General features: G+C 69.4%; 23 protein-coding genes. 9 read left to right on the top strand and 14 right to left on the bottom strand.

Annotated features, from left to right (window positions below; all coding sequences use genetic code 11):
* Positions 1-44: 44 nt before the first annotated feature.
* Entirely contained in the window at positions 45-1,022 is a 978-nt protein-coding gene (locus ACTWLI_RS11415) for a cation diffusion facilitator family transporter (protein ID WP_445153965.1), read from the bottom strand.
* A 109-nt stretch (positions 1,023-1,131) separates the two neighbouring features.
* Here ACTWLI_RS11415 and ACTWLI_RS11410 point away from each other — a divergent pair, with 109 nt between their 5' ends.
* Both ACTWLI_RS11410 and ACTWLI_RS11405 read left to right on the top strand, forming a co-directional pair.
* On the top strand, positions 1,132-2,178 hold the full coding sequence (locus ACTWLI_RS11410; RefSeq protein WP_445153964.1) for a M4 family metallopeptidase: 1,047 nt from the start codon (positions 1,132-1,134) through the stop codon (positions 2,176-2,178).
* Positions 2,179-2,203: 25 nt separating this feature from the next.
* On the top strand, positions 2,204-2,494 hold the full coding sequence (locus ACTWLI_RS11405) for a protealysin inhibitor emfourin (protein ID WP_445153963.1): 291 nt from the start codon (positions 2,204-2,206) through the stop codon (positions 2,492-2,494).
* Here the strand turns inward: ACTWLI_RS11405 and ACTWLI_RS11400 are convergent.
* Positions 2,491-3,456 (bottom strand): GlxA family transcriptional regulator, encoded by a 966-nt coding sequence (locus tag ACTWLI_RS11400; protein WP_445153962.1) that lies wholly within the window; start codon positions 3,454-3,456, stop codon positions 2,491-2,493. The two genes, ACTWLI_RS11405 and ACTWLI_RS11400, sit on opposite strands and share 4 nt — an antisense overlap.
* Positions 3,457-3,537: 81 nt before the next feature.
* Here ACTWLI_RS11400 and ACTWLI_RS11395 point away from each other — a divergent pair, with 81 nt between their 5' ends.
* Both ACTWLI_RS11395 and hrpA read left to right on the top strand, forming a co-directional pair.
* Entirely contained in the window at positions 3,538-3,705 is a 168-nt protein-coding gene (locus ACTWLI_RS11395) for a hypothetical protein (protein WP_445153961.1), read from the top strand.
* An 86-nt stretch (positions 3,706-3,791) separates the two neighbouring features.
* A complete protein-coding gene (gene hrpA / locus ACTWLI_RS11390; protein WP_445153960.1) occupies positions 3,792-7,820 on the top strand; it encodes an ATP-dependent RNA helicase HrpA in 4,029 nt (1,342 codons plus the stop codon).
* A gap of 24 nt (positions 7,821-7,844) precedes the next feature.
* Here hrpA and ACTWLI_RS11385 read toward each other — a convergent pair whose 3' ends face one another.
* Both ACTWLI_RS11385 and ACTWLI_RS11380 read right to left on the bottom strand, forming a co-directional pair.
* Positions 7,845-8,273: an HIT family protein gene (locus tag ACTWLI_RS11385; RefSeq protein ID WP_445153959.1), complete on the bottom strand. Its 429-nt coding sequence runs from the start codon at positions 8,271-8,273 to the stop codon at positions 7,845-7,847.
* The gene (locus ACTWLI_RS11380; RefSeq protein WP_445153958.1) at positions 8,270-9,436 is read right to left on the bottom strand and encodes an NAD(P)-dependent alcohol dehydrogenase; all 1,167 of its coding nucleotides are present in this window, start codon (positions 9,434-9,436) and stop codon (positions 8,270-8,272) included. The genes ACTWLI_RS11385 and ACTWLI_RS11380 overlap by 4 nt, the downstream gene beginning before the upstream one ends.
* A gap of 113 nt (positions 9,437-9,549) precedes the next feature.
* Here ACTWLI_RS11380 and ACTWLI_RS11375 point away from each other — a divergent pair, with 113 nt between their 5' ends.
* Together ACTWLI_RS11375 and ACTWLI_RS11370 are read left to right on the top strand one after the other, a co-directional pair.
* Complete coding sequence (locus ACTWLI_RS11375) at positions 9,550-9,978, top strand: hypothetical protein (RefSeq protein WP_445153957.1); 429 nt, start codon at positions 9,550-9,552, stop codon at positions 9,976-9,978.
* 53 nt (positions 9,979-10,031) lie between these two features.
* Positions 10,032-10,553: a LysE family translocator gene (locus ACTWLI_RS11370; protein WP_445153956.1), complete on the top strand. Its 522-nt coding sequence runs from the start codon at positions 10,032-10,034 to the stop codon at positions 10,551-10,553.
* Position 10,554: 1 nt separating this feature from the next.
* Here ACTWLI_RS11370 and ACTWLI_RS11365 read toward each other — a convergent pair whose 3' ends face one another.
* Positions 10,555-10,851: a hypothetical protein gene (locus ACTWLI_RS11365; RefSeq protein WP_445153955.1), complete on the bottom strand. Its 297-nt coding sequence runs from the start codon at positions 10,849-10,851 to the stop codon at positions 10,555-10,557.
* A 145-nt stretch (positions 10,852-10,996) separates the two neighbouring features.
* Here ACTWLI_RS11365 and ACTWLI_RS11360 point away from each other — a divergent pair, with 145 nt between their 5' ends.
* Positions 10,997-12,379, top strand: coding sequence for an HNH endonuclease (locus tag ACTWLI_RS11360; protein ID WP_445156168.1), 1,383 nt, complete (start codon positions 10,997-10,999; stop codon positions 12,377-12,379).
* A gap of 28 nt (positions 12,380-12,407) precedes the next feature.
* Here the strand turns inward: ACTWLI_RS11360 and ACTWLI_RS11355 are convergent, their stop codons facing one another.
* Entirely contained in the window at positions 12,408-13,268 is an 861-nt protein-coding gene (locus ACTWLI_RS11355) for a sulfurtransferase (protein ID WP_445153954.1), read from the bottom strand.
* Positions 13,269-13,316: 48 nt separating this feature from the next.
* Between ACTWLI_RS11355 and ACTWLI_RS11350 the strand changes: the two genes are divergently transcribed.
* Positions 13,317-14,411 carry a PLP-dependent cysteine synthase family protein gene (locus ACTWLI_RS11350; RefSeq protein ID WP_445153953.1) on the top strand — a complete coding sequence of 365 codons (1,095 nt, stop codon included), beginning with the start codon at positions 13,317-13,319 and terminating at the stop codon, positions 14,409-14,411.
* 13 nt (positions 14,412-14,424) lie between these two features.
* Here ACTWLI_RS11350 and ACTWLI_RS11345 read toward each other — a convergent pair whose 3' ends face one another.
* The gene (locus ACTWLI_RS11345) at positions 14,425-15,081 is read right to left on the bottom strand and encodes an MBL fold metallo-hydrolase (protein WP_445153952.1); all 657 of its coding nucleotides are present in this window, start codon (positions 15,079-15,081) and stop codon (positions 14,425-14,427) included.
* Between the two features lie 102 nt (positions 15,082-15,183).
* On the opposite strand from ACTWLI_RS11345, the gene ACTWLI_RS11340 reads away from it, so the two are divergent.
* Complete coding sequence (locus tag ACTWLI_RS11340; RefSeq protein WP_445153951.1) at positions 15,184-15,654, top strand: Fur family transcriptional regulator; 471 nt, start codon at positions 15,184-15,186, stop codon at positions 15,652-15,654.
* Here the strand turns inward: ACTWLI_RS11340 and ACTWLI_RS11335 are convergent.
* The 7 genes from ACTWLI_RS11335 to ACTWLI_RS11305 form a co-directional block, all read right to left on the bottom strand.
* Positions 15,641-16,528, bottom strand: coding sequence for a hypothetical protein (locus ACTWLI_RS11335; RefSeq protein ID WP_445153950.1), 888 nt, complete (start codon positions 16,526-16,528; stop codon positions 15,641-15,643). The genes ACTWLI_RS11340 and ACTWLI_RS11335 overlap by 14 nt on opposite strands.
* Positions 16,529-16,560: 32 nt before the next feature.
* Positions 16,561-17,448 carry a metal ABC transporter permease gene (locus ACTWLI_RS11330; RefSeq protein ID WP_445153949.1) on the bottom strand — a complete coding sequence of 296 codons (888 nt, stop codon included), beginning with the start codon at positions 17,446-17,448 and terminating at the stop codon, positions 16,561-16,563.
* Entirely contained in the window at positions 17,449-18,264 is an 816-nt protein-coding gene (locus ACTWLI_RS11325) for a metal ABC transporter ATP-binding protein (protein WP_445153948.1), read from the bottom strand.
* A gap of 63 nt (positions 18,265-18,327) precedes the next feature.
* Positions 18,328-19,266 (bottom strand): metal ABC transporter solute-binding protein, Zn/Mn family, encoded by a 939-nt coding sequence (locus tag ACTWLI_RS11320; RefSeq protein ID WP_445153947.1) that lies wholly within the window; start codon positions 19,264-19,266, stop codon positions 18,328-18,330.
* Positions 19,267-19,337: 71 nt separating this feature from the next.
* Positions 19,338-20,399, bottom strand: coding sequence for a hemolysin family protein (locus tag ACTWLI_RS11315; RefSeq protein WP_445153946.1), 1,062 nt, complete (start codon positions 20,397-20,399; stop codon positions 19,338-19,340).
* Positions 20,396-21,757 carry a hemolysin family protein gene (locus ACTWLI_RS11310; protein ID WP_445153945.1) on the bottom strand — a complete coding sequence of 454 codons (1,362 nt, stop codon included), beginning with the start codon at positions 21,755-21,757 and terminating at the stop codon, positions 20,396-20,398. Before ACTWLI_RS11310 ends, ACTWLI_RS11315 begins: the two co-directional genes overlap by 4 nt.
* A 297-nt stretch (positions 21,758-22,054) precedes the next feature.
* Positions 22,055-23,521, bottom strand: a complete 1,467-nt coding sequence (locus ACTWLI_RS11305; RefSeq protein ID WP_445153944.1) for a GuaB1 family IMP dehydrogenase-related protein — start codon at positions 23,519-23,521, stop codon at positions 22,055-22,057.
* Positions 23,522-23,687 lie beyond the last annotated feature (166 nt).

The following is a 23,687-nucleotide window of genomic DNA, read 5'->3' as shown; positions in this document are numbered from 1 at the left end:
CCCGCAGCTTCCCAGGAAGCGGCGGGGTTTTTGCGTTGTCCGGGTCACGCGCCGGCGGGAGCGTCCGCGGCGCCGAAGGCCAGGGCCTTCTCATCCGGCGTCGCCAGGGTCAGGACGGCTTCCTCCACGGTCTCGTGGTCCTCGAGCTCGCGTTCGATCCGGCGCAGCACCACGGCCACCTCGTGCTCCGGATGGTCACCCTCCAGGTCCACGGCCGCGACCAGATAGAGCTTGCGCGGGCCGACGAATTCCAGGTGCAGGTACGTCAGCCGGGCGATCTCCGCGTGCTCCAGCACCCGCCGGCCCATCGAGCGTTCAATGTCGGGGGTGACGCCCTGGCCCACCAGGAACCTCCGGTTGCGGTCGATCAGCACAACGGCGACCACGGCCAGCAGCACACCCACGATGATTGAGCCGACCGCATCGGGCAGCGGCGATCCCGTGACCTGGTGCAGGAAGACGCCGGCGAAGGCGACCACCAGGCCGATCAGCGCCGCGGCGTCCTCGGCAAAGACGGCCCGCAGGGTCGGATCTGAGCTGATCAGCACCTGCTCCAGGGTGTGCCGTTCCAGCTGGTGCGCCGCCTTGCGGGTCTGCCGGAACGCCTGGACGAAGGAGATGCCCTCGAAGACGAAGGCGGCGGCCAGGACAATGTAGGCCACCGCAAAGTCGGCGGCCGGCTCCGGGGCGATGATCTGCTGGATGCCGTGCATGATGGACACCACGGCGCCGGCGGTGAAGAGCCCGAAGGCCGCGAACATGGACCAAACATAGGCTTCCCGGCCGTACCCCATGGGGTGGCTCTTGTCCCGTGGCCGGGCCGACCTGCGCTCGGCGAAGAACAGGAACACCTGGTTCCCGGTGTCCGCCCAGGAGTGCGCCGCCTCCGCGGTCATCGATGCGGACCCAGTGAGGAACGCCGCCACCGACTTCGCCGCGGCCACCAGGATATTCGCCGCGAAGGCGATGATCACGGTCAGGAGGGTGGAGCCGGGTTTCTTTCGCTTGCTGGTTTCAGCCATGGGGCTACCGTATCGGGCCGGCGCCACAGGCGCGCACCTTCCTGCTCCCCTGCCAATTGTCGGCACCCGCTCGTAGGCTGTTCGCATCGGCAGAAAGAAGGGGTCTCTCATGTACTGCTCCATCATTCCTCCCTACCTGTTGCGCCGGCTGGCCGCGCAGCACCACGAACCGCGGCTGCTGGTCGCCGCCCGGGCCGCAAAGGAGGCCCTCCAGCACGTCAAGAGCTTCCAGGCCTCGCGGGCGCAGCCGGCCCCCGCCGCCCCTCCCGGGGTGCGGCAGCTGCAGCCGGGGCCGCCGCAGCGGACCGTCTACGACGCTAAGTCCTCCGAGAACCTGCCCGGCGTGCTGGTTCGCAAGGAGGGCGAACCCGCCACCGGGGACCCCGGCTCGGACGAGGGCTATGACGGCCTGGGCCACACGCACCGGCTGTACGCCGAGGTCTTCGGCCGGAACTCGATCGACGGCAATGGCCTGGCTTTGGACGCCACCGTGCACTTCGGGCAGCGCTACGACAACGCCTTCTGGGACGGCCGGCAGATGGTCTTCGGCGACGGCGACGGCCAGGTGTTCACCCGCTTTACCGCGTCGCTGAGCGTCATCGGCCACGAGCTGGCACACGGCGTCACCCAGTTCTCCGCCGGACTCGCCTACCGCAACCAGGCCGGCGCCCTGAACGAATCGCTCTCCGATGTCTTCGGCGCGCTGGTGGAGCAGTACGTCAAGCAGCAGGACGCGGCGGACGCCAGCTGGCTGATCGGTGAGGGCCTCTTCACCGACCAGGTGCAGGGCACGGCGCTGCGCTCCATGAAGGCCCCCGGCACCGCGTACGACGACGACGTCCTCGGCAAGGACCCGCAGCCGGACTCCATGGACTCGTACGTGCATACCAGCTCGGACAACGGCGGCGTGCACCTGAACTCGGGCATTCCCAACCGCGCCTTCTACCTGGTCGCCGCGGCGCTGGGCGGCAAGGCCTGGGAGGCGCCCGGGCGGATCTGGTACGACACCCTGACCGGCGGTTCCCTGCCGACGGCCGCCACCTTCAGCGCCTTCGCCAAGGCCACCGCGGCGTCGGCGAAGGAGCTCTACGGCGCCGACTCGGCGGAGCATGACGCCGTCCGGCAGGCATGGGAAACTGTGAAGGTGAGGCTGTAGGCCCCGCCGTCCCGGAGGATCACCGATGAAAATTACCGTCCAGCGCAGCGGCGGCATTGCCGGAATGGACCGCGTCTGGAGCGTGCAGGCGCTCACGGCGGACGACCGGAACCAGTGGGACCCCCTGGTGGAGGCCTGTCCCTGGGATGAGCTGCCCGGCCGGGAAGGCACCGGATCCGCTCCCCAGCCGGACCGCTTCATCTACCGCATAAGGGCCGGCCAGCGCCGCGCCACCCTGCCGGAGCGGGAGCTGGTGGGGCCGTGGCGGACCCTGGTGGACTGCACCCGGGCCGCGGCCGAGAACCGTCCCGGCTAGACCGCCGCGAGGTGCCCGCGGAACGTCCGGCGGTAGGACTGCGGGCTGGTGTCGAGCACTTTCGCGAAGTGGTGCCGCAGCAGCACCGAGTGGCCGAATCCGGCTTCCCGGGCGATCTCGTCGATATTGAGGTCGGTCGTCTCCAGCAGCTCCTGCGCGCGGAGCACCCGCTGGGAGTTCAGCCAGGCGGCCGGCGTCGCACCGGTCTCGGCCCGGAAGCGCCGCGCGAAGGTCCGCGGGGACATGTGTACGCGCGCGGCCAGGTCGTTGACCGAGTGCTCCTCCTCGAGGTTCCGCACCATCCAGCGCAGCAGCTCCTCCATGGGCTGCGATCCGCACCGCGGCACGGGCCGGTCGATGAACTGCGCCTGGCCGCCGTCGCGGTGCGGCGGAACCACCATGTCCCGGGCGATGCTCGCCGCCACGTTGGCCCCGAGCTCCACGCGGACCAGGTGCAGGCTGGCATCGATCCCCGCGGCGGTTCCGGCGCTGGTGATGATGCGGCCGTCCTGGACGTACAGCACGTTTTCGTCCACCTGCGCGGCCGGGTAGCGGCTGGCGAGTTCCTGGGAGTAGTGCCAGTGCGTGGTGCAGCGGCGGCCGTCGAGCAGCCCCGCCCGGGCCAGCGCGAACGCCCCGGAACAAATGGACATGACCCAGGCCCCGCGCTCGTGCGCCGCTCGCAGCGCCTCCAGCACCGATTCGGGCACATCCGCGTCCTTGCCGAACGGAACCATGATGACCAGGTCCGCGTCCGCGGCCGCCTCCAGCCCCAGGCCCACGTGCAGGGACAGCCCCGACTTCATCGGCACGTTCCCCGGCACCGGCGTGCAGACCCGGAAATCGAAGGCGGGGACTCCGGTCCCCCGGTCCGAGCGGTCCACGCCGAACACTTCGAAGGCGGTGCCGAATTCGAAGACCGAGAAGTTGGGAACGACGATCATGGCTACTGATTTGAGCATGTCTCCAGTGTGGCAGAAATTTTAGGTTTTTGGTCGTTTCTGCCACTTTTTTCGATGCCGCTCCGGGAGAACCATGGAGGTATGGAACTTCTCGGAATCACCCTCATCGTCCTGGTCCTCGCCACCGTCGCCGCCACCCTGCGCGTCCTTCGCAAGGACGGCCTCGGCCACAACCCGCCCGTCCGCTCGGACGAGTACTGGATGGCCCACGACCTGCCCAGCACCGGCTACAACCTGCGGTTCTTCTAGACCCCTCCCCTCCCACCGCTGCCCGGCCCCGCCCAGGGACCGGGCAACCCTATGTCCGGCAGGGGGCCAGTAGACTGTCTCCAGCCATGACAATGCATATTTCCTATCCCGCCGAGCTGCCGGTCTCCGAGCGCCGCGAGGACCTGATGGCCGCCATCGCCGCGAACCAGGTGACGATCATCGCCGGCGAGACCGGCTCCGGCAAGACCACCCAGATCCCCAAGATGTGCCTGGAACTCGGCCTGGGAGAGAACGGCCTGATCGGCCACACCCAGCCGCGCCGGCTCGCAGCGCGCACGGTGGCCGAACGCATCGCCGAGGAACTCGGCGTCGAGATCGGCCAGGAGGTCGGCTTCCAGGTCCGCTTCACCGGCGAGGTCAGCCGCGCCACCAAGGTCAAGCTGATGACCGACGGCATCCTGCTGGCGGAAATCCAGCGCGACAAGCTGCTGCGCAAATACAACGCGATCATCATCGACGAGGCGCACGAACGCAGCCTCAACATCGACTTCATCCTCGGCTACCTCAAGCGGATCCTGCCGCAGCGGCCGGACCTGAAGGTCATCATCACCTCGGCCACCATCGATCCCGAGCGGTTCGCGAAGCACTTCGGCAGCGAGGAGGAGCCTGCCCCGATCATCGAGGTCTCCGGCCGGACCTACCCCGTCGAGATCCGGTACCGGCCCCTGTCGGCTCCCGCCGGCGGCGGCTCCGAAGGCGACGACGCCGGCGGCTCCGACGACGAACTCGAGGAGGACCGGGATCCGCTGGACGCGGTGTGCGACGCCGTCGACGAACTGGCCCTTGAAGCCCCCGGCGACATCCTGGTCTTCTTCTCCGGCGAGCGCGAGATCCGCGACGCGGCCGAAGCCCTCAATGCGCGGATCCAGGCGAACCGGCGGCTGGCCGGCACCGAAGTGCTGCCGCTCTTCGCCCGCCTGAGCCTGCAGGAACAGCACAAGGTGTTCCACCCCGGCAGCAAGCGCCGGATCGTGCTGGCCACCAACGTCGCCGAGACCTCGCTGACCGTGCCCGGCATCAAATACGTGATCGACACCGGCACCGCCCGCATCTCGCGCTATTCGCACCGCACCAAGGTCCAGCGCCTGCCGATCGAGCGGGTCTCCCAGGCCTCGGCCAACCAGCGCTCCGGCCGCTGCGGCCGCGTCTCCGACGGCATCGCCATCCGGCTGTACTCGGAAGAGGACTTCGAGTCCCGGCCGCCGTTCACCGACCCGGAAATCCTGCGCACCAACCTCGCCGCGGTCATCCTCCAGATGACCGCGATGGGCGTCGCGCGGGGGCCCAAGGACGTGGAGAACTTCCCGTTCGTGGAGCCGCCGGACTCCCGCGCCATCAACGACGGCGTCACCCTGCTGCGAGAACTCGGCGCCCTGAGCGCGGCGCGGCAGGAACCGGCCGACGACGGCGGCCAGCGCGGCGGTCCGGCAGGCGGCCGCCGGGGCGGCCGGCGGCCGGCAGGGGCCGGACGGAACGGCGGCGGGCTCACCGCCGTCGGACAGCAACTGGCGCAGCTTCCGGTGGATCCGCGGCTGGGCCGGATGATTGTTGAATCGGGCAAGCGCGGCTGCGTCCGCGAGGTCATGATCCTCGCCGCGGCGCTGACCATCCAGGATCCGCGCGAGCGCCCCACGGACAAGCAGCAGCTCGCCGCGGAGAAGCACGCCCGGTTCCGGGATGAGAACTCGGACTTCACGGGCTACCTGAACCTCTGGAACTACCTGCAGGAGAAGCAGCAGGAACTCTCCTCGACCGCGTTCCGCCGGCTGTGCCGCAACGAGTTCATCAACTACCTGCGCGTCCGCGAGTGGCAGGACCTGTTCGCGCAGCTGCGGCAGCTGGCCCGGCCGCTCGGAATCAGCCTGGACAACAAACGCCTCACGGATCCGGTGGGCAACCATGAGGGCATCCACATCAGTCTGCTCTCGGGCCTGCTGAGCCACATCGGCATCCTCGACGAACGCAAGCGCGAGTACGCCGGCGCCCGGGGCAGCCGTTTTGCGATTTTCCCCGGCTCCGCGCTGTTCAAGAAGTCACCCACCTTCGTGATGGCCGCCGAACTGGTCGAAACCAGCCGGCTCTGGGCACGCGTGGCCGCCAAGTTCGATCCGCTCTGGGCCGAGCAGGTGGCGCCGGACCTGGTCAAGCGCAGCTACAGCGAACCGCACTGGTCCAAGAAGATGGGCTCGGTGATGGCCCACGAGAAGGTCACGCTCTACGGCGTACCGATCATCCCCAACCGGCGGGTCAACTACGGCCGGGTGGACCCGGAGCTGTCCCGGGAACTCTTCATCCGGCATGCGCTGGTGGAAGGCGACTGGCAGACCCACCACAAGTTCTTCCACCGCAACCGCGCCCTGCTACAGGAGATCGAAGAGCTCGAGGCCCGCATGCGGCGCCGCGACATCCTGGTGGACGACCAGACACTGTTTGAGTTCTACGACGCCCGGGTGGGACCGGACGTCGTCTCCGAACGCCACTTCGACAAGTGGTGGAAGGAGGCCCGGCAACAGGATCCGGCGCTGCTGGACTTCGAAAAGTCGCTGCTGATCAGCGAGGACGCCGACGCCCTGGATGACTCCGCCTACCCGAAAACGTGGCGGCACAAGGGGTTCGACCTGCCGCTGAGCTACGAGTTCCATCCGGTGGCGCCCGGCTCCCCGCCCAACCCCTCCGACGGCGTCACGGCCGAGGTCCCGGTGCTGTTCCTGAACCAGCTCGACGACGCGGCCTTCCGCTGGCTGATCCCGGGCCAGCGGGTCGAACTCGTCACGGCCCTGATCAAGTCCCTGCCCAAGCAGGTGCGGAAGAACTTTGTCCCGGCGCCCGACGTCGCGCGCCAGGCCGTGGCCGCGCTGGAAGCGGACTTCGATCCGGCGACGGACGACCTGGAGCCCTCACTGGAGCTCGTGCTGCGGCGGCTGCGCGGCCAGGTCATCCCGCCCGGGTCCTGGAACTGGAACGCCGTTCCGGCGCACCTGCGGGTCAGCTTCCGTGTCATTGACTCCCGCGGCAAGGTGCTGGACGAGGGCAAGGACCTGGCGGCGCTGCAGGAGAAACTTGCCCCGGCAACCCGCCGGGCCATCGCCGAGTCGCTCGGTGCCACGCCCTCGACGACGGCGCCCAAGACCGGCGGCAAAGCAGCCGGTAAGGGCGGCGGCAAGGCGGCCGCCAAGACCGGCGGCCCCGCCCCCGCCCCGGGCGCCCCGGCCCCCGGCGGGTTCACCGAGCTCTCCGGCCTCAAGGACTGGACATTCGGCACCGTCCAGCGCCAGGTCCAGGGCACCGTCGAGGGCCACACCGTCACCGGCTACCCGGCGCTGGTCGATGAGGGCACGTCGGTGGCGCTGCGGCTCTTCCAGACCTCCGCCGAGCAGGAACAGGCCATGCGCGGCGGGGTTATCCGCCTGCTCGCGCTGAAGGTCCCGCCCCCGGACCGGTACGTGCTGGAGCACCTGAACAACACCGAGAAACTGACGTTCAGCCAGAACCCGCACGGCTCGGTATCGGCCCTGATCGCGGACTGCGCGCTGGCCGCCATCGACAAGCTCACGCCCGCCGCGCTGCCGTGGGACGAACCGGCCTTCAAGGCGCTCTACGAGCAGGTGCGGGCCGAGCTGATCGACACGGTCTTCACGGTGACCGCCGTCGTCGAGCGCATCCTGGCCAGCACCCGGCGGATCGAGAAGCAACTCAAGGGCAGCACCAGCCTGGCCCTGATCAGTGCCCTCAATGACGTCAAGAGCCAGCTCGAGCAGCTGGTGTTCCCGGGTTTTGTGGCGCGCACGGGCTACGCCCAGCTGAGCCAGCTGCCGCGCTACCTTGCCGCGATCGAGAAGCGGCTGGAGAAGCTTCCCGGGAATGTCCAGCGGGATGCCCAGCACATGGCGGTCATCCAGGGCCTCGAGGACGACTACGACGACGCCGTTTCCGCTCTGCTTCCCGGCCGGCGCATCGGCCCGGAGTTAACCCAGGTCCGCTGGATGATCGAGGAACTGCGGGTGAGCCTGTTCGCCGTCGAGCTCGGGACCGCGTACTCGGTGTCGGAGAAGCGGATCCGGACCGTGCTGAACAAGGCGCTGGCCCCGGCCTAGGAGGCCGGGGCCAGCGCGGGCAGCCTAGGCGTCCGGGACGTGGTTGCCGTGCCCTGCGGCCCGCAGGCCCTCGCGCAGCTTCTCCGCGTTAGCGTCCAGCCGGGCCGGGTCCGGGTGCTGGTCCACCGTGCCGAAGTCGAAATCTGCCATCGACGTCGACGGCCAGACGTGCACGTGCAGGTGGTTGATCTCGTAGCCGGCCACGGTAAGGCCGGCCCGGGCGGCGTCGAACACGTCAACCTGCACTGCCCCGATCTTCCGGGCCACCTCCATCACCCGGCCGAGGACCTCCGGCGGCGCGTCGGTCCACCGGTCCACCTCCTGGGTGGGAACCACCAGGGTGTGCCCGTCGGCGAGCGGACCCACGGTGAGGAATGCGACGACGTCGTCCTCGCGCCAGACGAACCGGCCCGGGATCTCGCCGTTGATGATCTTGGTAAACAGGGTGCTCATGCATCCGCCTTTTCCGCCGGGGACCCCAGGGTGCTGGCGTCCAGAACAAATCGGTACTTCACGTCGCCGGCGACCATCCGGTCGTAGGCCTCGTTGAGCTGGTCGGCGCCGACCACCTCGACGTCGGAGACCACGCCGTGCCCGGCGCAGAAATCGAGCATTTCCTGGGTTTCGGCGATCCCGCCGATCAGCGAGCCGGCGTAGGCGATTCGGCGCCGGATCAGGGCCCCGGGGTTCACCGGTGGCATGGCTTCGGAGGGTAGACCGAGCTGGAAGAGCGCCCCGTCGACGCGGAGGGTCCGGAAGTAGGGGTTGAGGTCGTGGGGCGCGGCGACGGTGTCGATGATGACGTCGAGGCTGCGGTCGGCGGCGTCCATGGCTGAGGGGTCGGTGGACAGGACGACATGGTCCGCCCCGAGCTCGCGCGCCGCCGCGAACTTCCGCTCCGACGTCGTGAAGACTGTGACCTCCGCACCCATGGCCTTGGCGATTTTGACGGCCATGTGGCCGAGTCCGCCGAGGCCCACGACGCCGACTGCGTCGCCCTCCTCCACCTCGAAGTGGTTCAGCGGGGAGTAGGTCGTGATGCCGGCGCAGAGCAGCGGCGCCGCCGCGGCCGGGTCCATGCCGTCCGGGATCCGCAGGACGTAGTTGCGGTCCACGACGATCGACGTGGCGTAGCCGCCCTGGGTGGTGGCGCCACCGTTGCGCTTGTCCTTGGCGCCGTAGGTGCCGGTGTTGCCGTTCTCGCAGTACTGCTCGAGGCCGTCGAGGCAGCTCTCGCACTCGCGGCAGGAGTCGACCATGCAGCCGACGCCGACGCGCTCACCGAGCGCGAAGTCGTCCACCGCGGAGCCGACGCGGGTGACCCTGCCGACGATTTCGTGTCCCGGAACCAGGGGGTAGTCGGGGCTGCCCCACTCCCCGCGGGTGGCGTGCACGTCCGAGTGGCATAGACCGCAGAACTCGATGGCGATCTCGACGTCGTCGTCCTTGGGTGCGCGCCGGGCGACGGTCAGCGGCACCAGTCCGCTGTCCGGGGAGGTGGCGCCGTACGCGGCGGCGAGGGTGCCGCCTCCTGTGGTGCCGGCGTCTTTGGGGTCTGCGGTGAGGTCGGGCAGCGGTTTGCCGAGTGGCGGCGGTACGGGGCGTCCTGGAGTCATGGTTTGACGCTACCCCCGGGTCGGTTCCCGTGCCACTTTGGCCGGCACCGCACCGGCGCGCGGGTCATCCTGTAGCCTCGGGGCAACGAGCATGAGCCTGAGGGGGCAGCGTAATGAATCGTCGGTGGTCAGCAGTTGTTGCGGCGTTCGGCCTTGCCCTCCTGCTGGGAGGCTGCTCCGCTCCCGCCGGGCTGGCTGTCTTCCAGCGTGAGGCGTCAGCGCAGGACCGGCTGCCGGCGGGCATCGAAGAGCCACAAGATCCCCCGCTGGTGAACAGCCGGTTCCTTGCAGAGGCCGACGGGGTCCGGCACTTTGCCGCGCAGGCCGAAGAAGGGGCGCTGGCCTGCCTGGTGGCGGTCCCGGGCGGCAGCAAGGATTACGTCGCCGGCTGCGGCCGCTCGATGACCGCAGGGCCCATCGTGTCCGTTTCCGGGCGCGGCGTCTCTGCGGCGACGCTGGTGCCCGATGGCTTCGACACGACGGAACAACAGGTCCAGGGCTGGCGGAAACTCCAGGGCAACCTCCTGATCGGCCCACGCTAACTCGTCGCCCTGCCGCTGTCCGGTCTTAGGCTGCCCCGTCTCATTCTTGGACGGTGACCGTTTCCCAGGCTTTGCTGTCCTTTGGTGTGGCCGCCGCGGTGGGAGTTTCCGCGCTGCTGGCGGCCTCCGACGTCGCCTACCGGTTGCTCACACTCGCCGGCGCCGGCTACATGATCTGGCTGGGTTTGTACCTGATCTGGAAGACGCTGCGCGATGGCCCGGAAGAGCCCACGGCAGTTGCGGATCCCCTGCCGGCGGTGGCGCCGGGCCGGCAAGTGGTGCGCGGCTGGTTGACGGGCGCCGGTACCAACCTGCTCAATCCCAAGGTCGGCGTCTTCTACATCGCCACGATCCCGCAATTCATTCCGGCCGGCACCCCTCCCCTACTGATGGGCGTGCTGCTGGCCGGAGTCCACTGCCTTTTCAGCATGGTCTGGTTCACGCTGCTGATCTTTGCCACGGGGTTCGCATCCCGGTGGCTGAAGAACGCCCGCAGTATCCGGGTGATTGACCGGATCACCGGAACGGTGCTGGTCGGCTTCGGGCTCAAACTTGCGCTGGAGCCCGGCCGCTGACCTAGCAGTCCGTGAAGCCGACCGGCTTCCCGGCAGCACGCGCGTAGGAGATTTCGCCGGCCGTTGAGTCGCCGATGTAGCCACCGGGGTTCACCACCAGCACCCGGTCGGCGAGGTCGATCTTATGGCGGTGGACGGCACCCAGGGTTGCCCTCTGCTCGTCGGTAAGCTGTTTCCCTCCCTCGGACGGCCCGACGACGATGACACCTGCCAGGGTGAGCTGGCGGTTGGCCGCTCGCATCTCGTCCACGAAGCGGGCCGAGCCGCACAGGCAGACGATTTCCGGTCGATCTGGCACGACTGTGGCCTTTCGGGTTGTTGGCGGTGGGAGTCACGAGACTACTCCACGACCTTGTCGCTTTAATGTCGGACCCCTTCGGTTGAATTGGTCTATGGAAGGCAGTCGGAAGCTTTTCGAGGATTCAGTCGACGCTGCGGACCCAATGGTGGGAGACGCGGCGGCGATTGTCGATGAGCTCCGTGCACTGGAGGACCGGAAGTCCGCGATCGCGGCCCGGCAGGCCCGGCTCGCCGTCGCCTTGGACCTGGTGCGACGGCGGGAGCAGGCTGCCGCCGGGATGCCCGCGGACCAGCTCGGTGCCGGGGTCAGTGCCGAGATCGCCCTGGCCCGGCGGGAATCCCCGGCCAAAGGCTCCCGCCTCCTGGGCCTGGCCAAAGCGCTGGTCACCGAGATGCCGCGCGCCCTCACCGCCCTGGAAACCGGGCACCTGAACGAATGGCGCGCCACCTTGCTGGTCCGGGAAACCGCAGGCCTCACCGCCGCGGACCGGGCCGCTGTCGATGAAGAACTCGCCGCCGACACAGGAACCTTTGACGGCGCCGGCGACCGGACCATCACCGCCGCCGCGAGGGCGGCTGCCTACCGCCGCGACCCGCGCACGGTTACTGAGCGGGCCGCCCACGCCGCGACCGAACGGTACGTCAGCGTCCGCCCGGCGCCGGACACCATGTGCTACCTCACCGCCCTGCTCCCGGCACCCCAGGCCGTCGCGGTCTACGCCGCACTGAGCAGGACTGCGGACGCCGCCCGCTCCGACGGCGACCCCCGCTCGCGCGGCCAGCTGATGGCCGACACCCTCGTCGACCGCACCACCGGCACCCCCGGCGGAATCAGCGGCATCGGCATCCAGCTCGTCATGACCGACCGCACCCTGTTCCAGGCCGACAGCGAACCCGCGCGGCTCCAGGGCTACGGCATCGTCCCCGCCGGCTGGGCGCGGCAACTCCTCACCACCGGGCCCGACAACGCCACCAACAGCCCCTGCACAGGCGGTCCCGGAGGCGTGGCCGGCGGGAACCCGTCCTTCCCCGTCTGGATCCGGCGGCTCTACACCGCCCCGACCACCGGCGACCTCACCGCGATGGATTCCCGCGCCCGACTCTTCCCCGCCGGACTCCGCCGCCTCATCCAAACCCGCGACGACACCTGCCGCACCCCCTACTGCGACGCCCCCATCCGCCACCTGGATCACATCATCCCCTGGCACACCGGCGGACCCACCATCGCCAGCAACGGCGCCGGGCTCTGCGAACACTGCAACCACACCAAAGAAACCCCCGGCTGGAACGCCCGGCCCCGGCCCGGACCAGGCCGCCACACCCTCCAAGTCACCACCCCAACCGGCCACACCTACCACTCCACCGCGCCGCCCCTTCCCGGCACCAGCATCGCGGGGCCGGCCGGGCAGCTGCCCCGGAACGCAGGTGTGCCGATAGCGCCACCGGGTCCGCGCCGCAGCCGGGACCGCAGGCACCGGGCCAAAATCACGATCAGCGCCCGGGCGGCCCGGCAGCCGGCGGCCTAAATGGCCGCGTGGGAACGGGACAGCGTCGTCAGCCCGCCGCGGTGCCGTCGCCGCCGGGGACCGCGCCTGTCACCACGTCGTTGGAAGGATTAGTGGACCACTCCGAGAACGACCCCGGGTAGAGGGCCGCAGGGAAGCCGGCGATCTCCAGCGCCGCGATCTCGTGCGCGGCCGTGACGCCGGACCCGCAATACACGGCCGTGGGCAGGTCGACCCTGACACCCAGGGAGGTGAACCGGTCGCGCAGCTCATCGGCGGGCAGGAAGCGCCCGTCCGGACCCAGGTTGGCGGTCGTCGGGGCGCTGACCGCCCCGGGAATGTGCCCGGCGCGGGGGTCGACCGGTTCGATTTCGCCGCGGTACCGCTCGCCGGCACGCGCATCGAGCAGCAGGCCCCGCCCGGACCACATGGCCGCCTCGGCCGCCCCGATCGCCGGCATCACCCCGTCGGAAAGCACCACGTCGCCGGGCTCGACGTCCGGTTCGCCGCTTTCGACGTCGAATCCGGCCGCCTGCCAGGCGCCCAGGCCGCCGTCGAGCAGGCACACTCCGGCGAAGCCCGCATTGCGCAGCATCCACCAAAGCCTGGCAGCGGCGAGGTTGCCGCTGTCGTCGTACGCCACCACCACGTCCCCGTCCCGGAGGCCCCAGGAACGCGCCGAACGCTCGAACTCTTCCACCGAGGGGAGCGGATGGCGGCCGCGGGTGGGATCGGCGGGGCCGGCAAGTTCGGCGGGCAGATCCACGAAGACTGCGCCGGGAAGGTGTGTCTCCAGGTAATGGGCATGGCCGTGAGGATCACCCAGCGCCCAGCGCACATCCAGCAGTACGGTCCGTGCGCCGGCATTCATCCGGTCCTTCAGTTCGGCCACAGTCATCAGGGTCTCCATGCGCCCACTCTAACGGCGGCCCCGCACACCCGCGGGTAGGCTGGGGCGGTGAGCACAGCGCGCGAGAACGACCGGACCTGGGCCGACGAAGCCATCCGCCGGATCAACGCCGAGAACAACCGATCCGCCGACACCCACCTCTATTCAGTCCCCCTCCCGGAGCACTGGGGCGTCCGGCTGTACCTCAAGGACGAATCGACCCACCGGACGGGCAGCCTCAAGCACCGGCTGGCCCGCTCGCTGTTTCTCTTCGGCCTGGTCAACGGCTGGATCCGGGAGGGCACCACCATCGTGGAAGCCTCCAGCGGCAGCACCGCCGTCTCCGAGGCCTACTTTGCCCAGCTGCTGGGCCTGCCGTTCATCGCCGTGATGACGCGGACCACCAGCCGCGAGAAGATCGCACTGATCGAGCAGTTCGGCGGCTCCTGCCACCTGGTGGACCACGCCTCCGAGGTCTATGCCGCCGCCGAGGACCTCGCCCGCCGCACCGGCGGCCACTACATGGACCAGTTCACCTACGCCGAACGGGCCACCGACTGGCGCGGGAACAACAACATCGCCGAATCCATCTTCGGGCAGCTGGCGCTGGAGGAGTTCCCGGTCCCCCGCTGGATCGTCGTCGGCTCAGGCACCGGCGGGACCAGCGCCACCGTCGGGCGCTACCTGCGCTACCAGCGGCACGAGACCCGGCTCGCCGTCGTCGACCCGGAGAACTCCGCGTTCTTCCCCGGCTGGCTGGCCAGCCGCGACGGCGGTGCCGTGGCGGAGGCCGCCGGCCTGCCGTCCCGGATCGAGGGCATCGGCCGCCCGCGGCTGGAGCCGAGCTTCGTCCCGGCCGTGATCGACCACATGATCCAGGTGCCCGACGCCGCCTCGGTCGCGGCGATGCGCCACCTGCGCGACCATGCCGGGCTGCACGCCGGCCCGTCCACCGGCACGAACCTCTGGGGTGTCTGGCAGCTGGTCGCCGGAATGATCGCCGAAGGCCGCCGGGGCAGCATCGTGTCGCTCATGTGCGACGGCGGGGACCGCTACGCCGGGAACTACTACAACCCCGGGTGGCTGCGGTCCCAAGGCCTGGACCCGGCACCGCACGAGGCCACGATCCGGGAATTCTTCGCTACCGGCGCCTGGCCCGCGTGACCGGCGAAAGAACCTAGACCTCCACCGTATCGCCGCTGGAGAGGTGCCGGTACTCGGTGCCGTACTTGGCGCCGATGCGGGTCACGTGCCCTTCAACCAGGCCCCGGCCGGCGTCGTTAAGCAGCGCGTCATGGATGGGGAACGCCCGCGGGGCACGGACGCCGATCACAAAGTCCACGACCTCGCCGACCTTGTTCCAGGGTGCGTGGATCGGCACCAGCAGGGTCTGCACCTCGACGCCGTCCGGGACCGCAAAGGAATCCCCCGGGTGGTAGACGTTGGAGTCCACCAGGAAACCGACATTCGCCACCACCGGAATCTGCGGGTGGATCAGGGCGTGCTGGCCGCCAAAGCTGCGGATCTCAAAGCCGGCCGCGTCGAACTGTTCCCCCGGCCCCACGGTGTGGATCCGGTCCGCGGCGCCGGCCGCCTTCTGGCGCAGCTGGGCGGCGACGCCGTCGGGCGCGAAGAGCTGCAGCTTCGGCGCTGCGAGCAGGGCCCCGGACACGGCGTCGACGTCGATGTGGTCCGCATGCTCGTGCGTGATCAGCACGGCATCGGCGCCGGCGAGCGCCTGCTCCGTCTCCGAAAATGTGCCGGGGTCCAGCACCAGGACCCGCCCGTCCTTCTCGAGGCGGACGCAGGCATGGGTGAATTTGGTCAGCTTCATCCGGCCAGCCTAGGGCGCACTCCGCCGCAGTGTCCACGATGCCCGGCTGGTAATCTGGAACCCCTCCCACGTCCAGCCTGACCCCAGCGAAGCGAGTTCCACATGTCTCACGGCGCCACCTCCGACGCCAGCCGGGCGCCGTCCGCCGCCGGCACCAAGGACCAGCCCGCCGGCAAGGAACAGCGCGTCACGAAGCAGCGGCTGGCTGTCAGCGCGGCCCTGGACGAACTGGCCGATTTCGTCAGTACCCAGGAGCTTCACCGGATCCTGCAGGAGCGCGGCACCTCGGTGTCGCTGGCCACGTCCTACCGGATCCTGCAGTCGCTGGCCGACGAGGGCCTGGTCGATGTGTTGCGGAACGCCGACGGCGAGGTGGTGTACCGGCGCTGCGCTGTCACCGGGCACCACCACCACCTGCTCTGCCGCAACTGCGGCAAAGCCGTCGAGGTCGAGGCGCCCGCGGTCGAGGCGTGGGCCGCAAGGATCGCCGCCGAACACGGCTTCACCGCCGTCGAGCACACGGTTGAGATCTTCGGGCTCTGCCCGGAGTGTACCGCCCTCAATCCTGCCTGAAGCGGATCTGGCCCCGCTCGTTGGTTAGCACGAGCCCGGCGGAGTCGAGCCGGTAGACCATCGGCTGTATAAAGAACGACGTCGCCCAGCGCCGCTGCTCCGACGCCGGCCCGGCGCAGCCGTCGGCCGATTCGGCCATCCGGGAAGCGTCGGGAACGACACCATAGTCATCCACGGCGACCGGCACATTCAGCACCCCGCACGGCATCCGGACCACCAGGGTCACCCCGCCCCCTTGGTCGAACGCCGCGTGCACCGGGGTGGACGTCAGCCAGGCCAGGTTTTGACCGCGTGCGTAGCCCGACGTCGAGGTGAAGGAGTGGCAGGTCAGGCCGGCTCCCGCGCACGCGGCGGCCGGTGGCGGAGCCTGGGGCGGCGTCAGGGAAGGCTGGGCCGTGACGGATGTGCCGGCGGTGGGGTGCGCGCCCGGGCTGATGGGCTTGGCGGCACTGCTCGCGCTGCCGCCCGGCCCGTACGTCGGCTCCCCCAGCACCAGGGTCCAGTGGTCCTCGCTCCAGGAGATCAGGTAGCGGACGGTGTCCGTCCCGCCCCGGGTGGCCGTCACATTGGCGACTTCGGGGAAGTCATTGCTGATCCCGAGCTGCCAGGAGTCCGGCGCCCAGCCCCGGGTCGTGTCCACCAGCTGCTGGGCCTCGGGCCGCGGGTTGGACATCACCGGGTCCACCAGGGCTTGAACCCGTTCCACGGACCCGGAGGTGGCGGCGGCCATGACGCTGCGGGCAAAGTCCTCACGGCCGGACAGGTCCGGCTGCCGGGGCTCTGCCAGGCACCCGGAGACGGTCACGGACAGCAGCAGCGCCAGCGCCGCGGCGCGGCCGAAGCGCTCCGGCCTGCACAGAAACGAATCCCCCATGCCTGCACTGTAGGGTCCGGCGCTGCCGCTGCCTAGGCTGGCGCCCGCCCGGGCTGTAGCGTCCGTCCGTTGTAGCCGCGCTTGTCCCGGATGCCGCCGATGATCCGGCAGATGACGTAGATCAGGAAGGACAGCGTGGTCACGTAGGGGCTGATCGGCAGCCGGCCGCCGAGGGCGAGCAGGATGCCGCCCACGGTCGCCGTCACCGCGAACACCACGCTCAGGGCCACCACCAGCCGGGGCGACGAGCTGACCCGCAGGGCTGCGGCAGCCGGCGTGATCAGCAGGGCCAGGACCAGCAGGGCTCCGACAATCTGGATCGACAGGGCCACGCTCACGCCGAGCAGGAGCATGAAGCCCAGGGCCAGGCCCCGGACCGGGACCCCGCGCGCGGCGGCGACCCGGGGGTCGACGCTGGCGAAGGTCAGCGGCCGCCAGATCGCGATCAGGGCAAGCATGACGACGAGGGCGGCAACGGCCAGCACCTGCAGCTGCACGGTGCCGACGGAGACGATCTGGCCGGTCAGCAGGCCGAACTTGTTCGCGGCGCGTCCTTCGTAGAGGGAGAGGAAGAGGATTCCCAGGCCCAGGCCGAAAGGCATCAGCACGCCGATGGTCGAGTTCTTGTCCCGGGCCCGGACCCCCATCAGGCCCAGCAGCAGGGCCGCCACCACCGAACCGGCGAGCGAGCCGAGGACGACGTCGGCGCCGACCAGCAGCGCGAAGGCGGCACCGGCGAAGGACAGCTCGGAGATGCCGTGCACGGCGAAAGCAAGGTCGCGTTTCATCACGAAGGTGCCGACCAGACCGCCGAGCAGCCCCAGCACGGCGCCGGCCCAGATGGAGTTCTGGACCAGGGCGAGCAACTCGCCGTAGTTTTCGAAGTTGAAGATTGCGCGGAGCAGGCTGTCCAGGTCCATTTAGCCCACTTCCCCGGCGATTGCGTGTGCGTCTTCATGGTGGTGCGTCGTGGCGTCCGGCAGTCCGACGACGATCAGCCGACCGTTCGCCCGGATGACTTCCACGTGGCTGCCGTAAAGCTCGGACAACACTTCCGTGGTCATGACTTCCTCGGGTGTGCCCAGCCGGAAGCGGCCGCCGGCAAGATAGAGCACCCGGTCCACGTAGTCCATGATCGGGTTGATCTCATGGGTCACGAAGACCACGGCACTGTCCTGTTCGTGGCACTGCTGGTGGATCAGCGCGCTCACCGCCTGCTGGTGGTGCAGGTCAAGGGAGAGCAGCGGCTCATCGCAGAGCAGCACCTTGGGATCGGTGGCGAGGGCCTGGGCGACCCGCAGCCGTTGCTGTTCGCCGCCGGAGAGCTTGCCCACCGGGACCTTGGCGTAGTCCTGCGCCCCCACCTCGGCGAGCAGGCCGTCGATCCGGCGGCGCACCGCGCCTCCGCCGAGCCGGATCCCCCAGCGGTGCCCGTCCACGCCCAGGCCCACCAGGTCCCGGGCCCGCAGGGGCGTGTCCGGGTCAAAGGATTCCTGCTGCGGCACGTAACCGATGCGCCGGCTGCCGCGCGCAATCGGCCGGCCGTCCAGGACGGCGGTTCCGGCGCTCAGGTCCTGCAGCCCGAGCAGGACCTTGAGGAAGGTGGTCTTCCCGCTACCGTTGGGCCCGAGCACGGCAAGGAACTCCCCCGGATTGATATCCAGGTCAAGGTCCTCCCACAGCGTCCGGTTGCCGAACTTCAGGGCGGCGCCGCGCAGGCTCACTACGGGTGTCAACTGGGTCTTCCTCAATTCCCGGGGGCCGTTGCGGCCACGCCGATGCGATTATCTTAGGCCCGGTCAGCCCAGGGCCTTGGCCAGGTTGTCGACATTGCCGGTCATCCACGCCAGGTAGCCCTTGCCCTCGGGCAGGGTTTCGCTGAAGTCCACCACGGGCACGCCCGCGGCGACGGCGGCGTCCTTCAGCGCCCGGGTCTGCGGCCCCTCGGTCTGCAGGTTGTAGGCCAGCAGCCTGATCTTCCCCGACTTGACGACGTCGACGGCGGAGCGCAGGACCGCGGGCGGCACGTCCGAGCCCGCCTCGATGGCCGAGGTGTATTCGGCCGGGGTCCGGTTCTGCAGGCCGGCCGCTTCGAGCAGGTAGAGCGGCACCGGTTCGGTGACCGCCACGCCGCCGTGGGCGGCGGCCGTTTCCAGCCCGGCCAGCCTGGTTTCCAGGCCGCCGAGCTCCTTTTTCAGGGCGTCGGCGTTGGTCCGGAATTGATCGGCCGCGGACGGCTCCAGGGCGCCCAGCTTGGCGGCCAGGACATCGGCCAGCCGGATCATCGCGGCCGGGCTGTACCAGACGTGTTCGTTGAACCCGGCCGGAGCGGTCGCCAGCCCCGATGCGTCCACAGCGTTGACCAGGTTTCGCGGCTCCACTCCGGTGTCCTCGGCGAGCTTATGCAGGAAGTCGTCGTAGCCGCCGCCGTTTTCGACCACCAGCTCGGCCTTGGACACGGACAGCTTGTCCTGGGTGGTGGCCTCGTAGGAGTGCGGGTCCTGGCTGGTGCGGTTGATGATCGAGGTGACCTTGACCTTGTCGCCGCCGATGCTGCTCACGAGGTCACCGTAGACGCTGGTGGAGGCCACCACCTCAACGGTGCCGTCACCGGCACCGGGTCGGTCTCCGCCGGGCCCCGTGCCGCAGGCGGTCAGGAGCAGGCTGCTGAGCCCGGCCAGGAGAACGGCGGTGGCGGATCGGCGCACGGGAACCTCGGATCTGTTATTGAGAAGCATTAGCAATACAACGAGTCTAACCCTAAATAGGAATCATTCCTTTTTAGGGTCAGACCGGTGTCGCCGTTTAGCTAGTCCTGTCCGAGCCGGCGGTAGCCGGTGGCCTGGGTGGCGTCCCGGATTTCGCCGACCAACTGCTCGATCACGTCCTCCAGGAACAAGACCCCCTGGGTGTGACCATCGGGCCCGATCACCCGGGCCAGGTGCGAGCCGGTGCGCTGCATGACGGACATGGCCTTCTCGATCTCGTCGTCCATGGCCAGGTTGGCCAGCGAACGGATCCGGCTCTCCGCGATCGGATGCTGGTAGCCGGCCTCGGAGATCGAGAGCACATCCTTGATGTGCAGGTAGCCGGAGAGCATCCCCTCGTCGTCGAGCATCGGAAAACGGGAGAACCCGGTCCGGCTCACCGCCTTCTCGAACTCCTCCGGCGTCGTGGCGGCCTTGAGCATCACGAGCTTGTCCAGTGGAACCATCACCTGCGAGGCGGTGTGTTCGGAGAACTCGAGCGCACCGGTGATGAGCCCGGCGTCGTCGTCCACCAGCCCGTGCCGCGTGGACTCCTGCACGATCGACTGCACTTCCTCCAGTGTGAAGGAGGAGGTGACCTCGTCCTTCGGCTCGATCCGCATCAGTTTCAGGATGTGGTTCGCGGACCAGTTGAGGGCCACGATCGCCGGCCTGACCGCCCGGGCGATCAGCATCAGCGGCGGCGCCAGCAGCAGGGCCGCCTTGTCCGCGACCGACACCGAGATGTTCTTGGGCACCATCTCGCCGAAGGTGACATGCAGGAATGTGACCACCAGCAGAGCGATGGCGAACGCGGCGACGTCGGCCATTTCCAGCGGCACGCCGAGCGCCTCCAGCGGCACCGCCAGCAGGTGGTGGATCGCCGGTTCGGCGACTTGGAGGATCAGCAGCGAGCACACCGTAATGCCCAGCTGGGCGCAGGCCAGCATGAGCGAGACGTTCTCCATGGCGCGCAGCGTGGTCTGGGCCCGCTTGGAACCCGCCTCCGCAAGCGGCTCGATCTGGCTGCGGCGGGCGGACATGACGGCGAATTCCGCCGCCACGAAGAAGGCGTTGCCGACCAGGAGGATTGCTAACCAGAGGATTCCCATCCAGTCGCTCATGCCGCACCGGCCTTTCCGGCAGCGTCGATGCGCCCGTTCGTGCCGGCCGGGGGTTCGTGCTCCGGCGGGGCTGGCTTGAAGCAGATCCGGTCGACCCGCCGCCCGTCCATCCTCGTCACGCTGAGTTGTCCGCCCCCGACGTCGACCGTGTCGCCGACCGCGGCGATGCGCCCGAGCTGGCTCATGACGTAGCCGCCGACCGTTTCATAAGCGGCTTCGTCGGGCACGGTCAGCCCCGGGATCTGTTCGGAGAGCTCATCCGGCCGGAGCAGGCCGGGGAAATACCAGTCCCCCGAGGCGCTCTGCAGCAGCCCGGGCCGGACCTTGTCGTGTTCGTCCGCGACTTCCCCGACGATTTCCTCCACCAGGTCCTCCAGCGTCGCGATCCCTGCGGTTCCGCCGTACTCATCGAGCACGACGGCGAGCTGCAGGTTTCCCTCGCGCAGTTCTGCCAGCAGTCCGTCCAGGTGGATGGTTTCGGGCACACGGAGCACCTCGGTCATGATCGCCCCGGCTTCGAGGTTGGCGCGGCGGTCGGACGGGACGGCGATGGCTTTCTTGACGTGCACGACGCCGCGGATGTCGTCCGAGGATTCGCCGATCACCGGGAACCGGGAGTAGCCGGTGCGCTTGGCGGCTTCGACGATGTCCGAGACCGGCTGGTGGCTGTCAATCGTTTCGACCCGGATCCGGGGCGTCATCACGTCGGCCGCGGTCTGGCCGGAGAACTTCAGGGTCCGGGAGATGAAGTTGGCGGTCCGTTCGTCCAGGGTTCCCATCGCGGCCGACCGGCGGACCAGCGAGGCGAGCTCGGCCGGGGTGCGGGCCCCGGAGATCTCTTCCTTGGCTTCGAGGCCGAAGACGTTCAGGACCTTGTTGGAGAAGCCGTTCAGGACGATGATGGCCGGCTTGAAGACGGCGGTGAAGACCAGCTGCGGCCTCGCGAGCGCCTTGCCCACCGGGAAGGACAGGGCGATCGCCATGTTCTTCGGGACCAGCTCGCCGATCAGCATCGACAGCAGGGTCGCCAAGGCCATCGCCACGACCAGCGAGACCGAGGTCGCCGCCGCGTCGGGCAGGCCCAGGGCCGTCAGCGGGCCTTCGAGCAGCCGGCCGACCGAGGGTTCCATGACGTAGCCGGTCAGCAGCGTGGTCAGGGTGATGCCCAGCTGGCAGCTGGAGAGCTGCGTGGAGAGGGACTTGAGGCATTTCAGCAGCGGCGCGGCGGCGGCGTCGCCGTTGTCCACCGCGCGCTGGACGGTGGCCTGGTCAAGGGCGACCAGGGAGAACTCGACGGCGACGAAGAAGCCGGTGCCGAGGATGAGGAGCAGGCCGGCTCCAAGTAACAGCCATTCCATTTAGCGGCCCGCCTTGCAGTGGCGAAGGGCGCGGGGCCGGAGCGGCTGCCGGGCGAAACGTCCCGGCGGAGGATGGTCAGCTGCGGCCGACCCTGATTCCTGTCGGGCACTCTGTCCGTGGAACGATGCGTTCCGGACTGCGGAGCGGTGATGGGCGCGTGAACGGGGTTTGCCGGCTCTGCGGGTGGACTGGGCGGGAACTTCCGTTCCGCGCTGACAGCCCCCAGGCCGGCACCTAGATTTACTGTCCATAAGGATTTCAGTCTACAGGCAGAGCCTGCCCGCCACGGCGGGTACTCACCAGCTTTGCGGGACCGGCCGGCCCTCCTCATAGCCCGCGGCGGACTGGATGCCGGCCACGGCCCGCTCCCGGAACGCGGCCAGGTCGGCGGCGCCGGCGTAGCTCATGGAACTGCGCAGCCCGGCCGTGATCATGTCCAGCAGGTCCTCGACCCCGGGCCGGGCGGCGTCCAGGTACATCCGGGAGGTGGAGATACCTTCCTCAAAGAGGGCCTTGCGGTCCTTCTCGAACGCCCCCTCGCGCTGGTTGCGGTTCTGCACCGCGCGCGCCGAGGCCATCCCGAAGCTTTCCTTGTACTGCCGTCCGCCGGCGTCCTGCTGCAGGTCGCCGGGGCTCTCGTGCGTCCCGGCGAACCAGGAACCGATCATCACCTGGCTCGCCCCGGCCGCCAGGGCCAAGGCCACGTCGCGGGGGTAGCGGACCCCGCCGTCGGCCCAGACCCGGCCGCCGGCGTCGCGCGCAGCGGCGGAGCATTCCAGCACGGCGGAGAACTGCGGCCGGCCGACCGCGGTCATCATCCGGGTGGTGCACATGGCGCCCGGACCGACGCCGACCTTCACGATGTCCGCCCCGGCGTCGATGAGCTCGCGGGTGGCCTCGGCCGTCACTACGTTGCCGGCCACCACGGGAACGCCGGGGTCCAGGCTGCGGACCGCTGCCAGGGCATCGAACATTTTCTGCTGGTGGCCGTGCGCGGTGTCCAGCACCAGCACATCCACGCCGGCGGCGAGCAGTTCCGCCGCCCGGCCGGCGACGTCGCCGTTAATGCCGACGGCGGCCGCCACCTTCAGCGCGCCGGCGGCGTCCAGGGACGGCCGGTACAGGGTGGAGCGCAGGGCGCCCTTGCGGGTCAGCACACCGGCCAGGGCGCCGGCCTGCTGCACCGGGGCGAAATCGGTCCCCGCGGCGTCCATGGCATCGAAGGCCCGGCGCAGGGCGGCCGCCCCGGCCTCCGGGCCGGCGCCGGCATCGAAATCGGCGGCGTCCAGCACCAGCGGCTGATGGCGCATGACCGAGGCCAGCGAGGCGAACCGGTCCTGGCCCTCGAAGTCGGCGGCCCGGACGATCCCGGCTACTGCGCCGCCGTCGTCGAGCACCACCACGGCCCCGTGCGGCCGCTTGCCCATCAGGTGCAGGGCGTCGATCACCGTGTTGGACGCGTGCAGGCTGACCGGCGTCTCGAAGACCGTGTGGCGGGCCTTGACCCAGGACGTCACCTCGCGCAGGACGTCCAGCGGCACATCCTGCGGCAGCACCGCCAGGCCGCCGCGGCGCGCCATGGTCTCCGCCATCCGCTTTCCGGTTACCGCGGTCATGTTCGCGACCACCAGCGGGATGGTCGAGCCGGTGCCGTCATCCGCCGACAGGTCGACATCAAGCCGGGAGGTCACTTCGGAGCGGGAGGGCACCAGGAAGATGTCCGAGTAGGTCAGGTCGGTGGTCGGTTCGCTCAGGAAACGCAAGGCTGCTCCTCTTAAAGGGGTTCTCAAATGCGATTCTAGGGCAGTCCCCGGCAGCGCCGGCAGCGCCTCCCGGAGCCGCGGCAGAGGGCCTGCGCGGCTCCCGGATGATTTGAGTCACGCTTATTGGCGGTTTAGCCGGAATCGTCACTAGACTGGCAAAGGTCTG

This window comes from Arthrobacter sp. Hor0625 (assembly GCF_052567525.1).
The sequence above is the reverse complement of the archived record's forward strand: the minus strand, read 5'-3'. Positions and strand labels throughout refer to the sequence as shown.

Coding starts and splice junctions, on each gene's coding strand:
- ACTWLI_RS11310 (WP_445153945.1), bottom strand. CDS start 21,757: ATGGAATGGCTGTTACTTGGAGCCGGCCTGCTCCTCATCCTCGGCACC.
- ACTWLI_RS11410 (WP_445153964.1), top strand. CDS start 1,132: ATGTACTGCTCCATCATTCCTCCCTACCTGTTGCGCCGGCTGGCCGCG.
- hrpA (WP_445153960.1), top strand. CDS start 3,792: ATGACAATGCATATTTCCTATCCCGCCGAGCTGCCGGTCTCCGAGCGC.
- ACTWLI_RS11380 (WP_445153958.1), bottom strand. CDS start 9,436: ATGACTCCAGGACGCCCCGTACCGCCGCCACTCGGCAAACCGCTGCCC.
- ACTWLI_RS11400 (WP_445153962.1), bottom strand. CDS start 3,456: ATGCTCAAATCAGTAGCCATGATCGTCGTTCCCAACTTCTCGGTCTTC.
- ACTWLI_RS11360 (WP_445156168.1), top strand. CDS start 10,997: ATGGTGGGAGACGCGGCGGCGATTGTCGATGAGCTCCGTGCACTGGAG.
- ACTWLI_RS11415 (WP_445153965.1), bottom strand. CDS start 1,022: ATGGCTGAAACCAGCAAGCGAAAGAAACCCGGCTCCACCCTCCTGACC.
- ACTWLI_RS11355 (WP_445153954.1), bottom strand. CDS start 13,268: ATGGAGACCCTGATGACTGTGGCCGAACTGAAGGACCGGATGAATGCC.
- ACTWLI_RS11385 (WP_445153959.1), bottom strand. CDS start 8,273: ATGAGCACCCTGTTTACCAAGATCATCAACGGCGAGATCCCGGGCCGG.
- ACTWLI_RS11395 (WP_445153961.1), top strand. CDS start 3,538: ATGGAACTTCTCGGAATCACCCTCATCGTCCTGGTCCTCGCCACCGTC.
- ACTWLI_RS11340 (WP_445153951.1), top strand. CDS start 15,184: ATGTCTCACGGCGCCACCTCCGACGCCAGCCGGGCGCCGTCCGCCGCC.
- ACTWLI_RS11335 (WP_445153950.1), bottom strand. CDS start 16,528: ATGGGGGATTCGTTTCTGTGCAGGCCGGAGCGCTTCGGCCGCGCCGCG.
- ACTWLI_RS11320 (WP_445153947.1), bottom strand. CDS start 19,266: ATGCTTCTCAATAACAGATCCGAGGTTCCCGTGCGCCGATCCGCCACC.
- ACTWLI_RS11405 (WP_445153963.1), top strand. CDS start 2,204: ATGAAAATTACCGTCCAGCGCAGCGGCGGCATTGCCGGAATGGACCGC.
- ACTWLI_RS11345 (WP_445153952.1), bottom strand. CDS start 15,081: ATGAAGCTGACCAAATTCACCCATGCCTGCGTCCGCCTCGAGAAGGAC.
- ACTWLI_RS11315 (WP_445153946.1), bottom strand. CDS start 20,399: ATGAGCGACTGGATGGGAATCCTCTGGTTAGCAATCCTCCTGGTCGGC.
- ACTWLI_RS11330 (WP_445153949.1), bottom strand. CDS start 17,448: ATGGACCTGGACAGCCTGCTCCGCGCAATCTTCAACTTCGAAAACTAC.
- ACTWLI_RS11375 (WP_445153957.1), top strand. CDS start 9,550: ATGAATCGTCGGTGGTCAGCAGTTGTTGCGGCGTTCGGCCTTGCCCTC.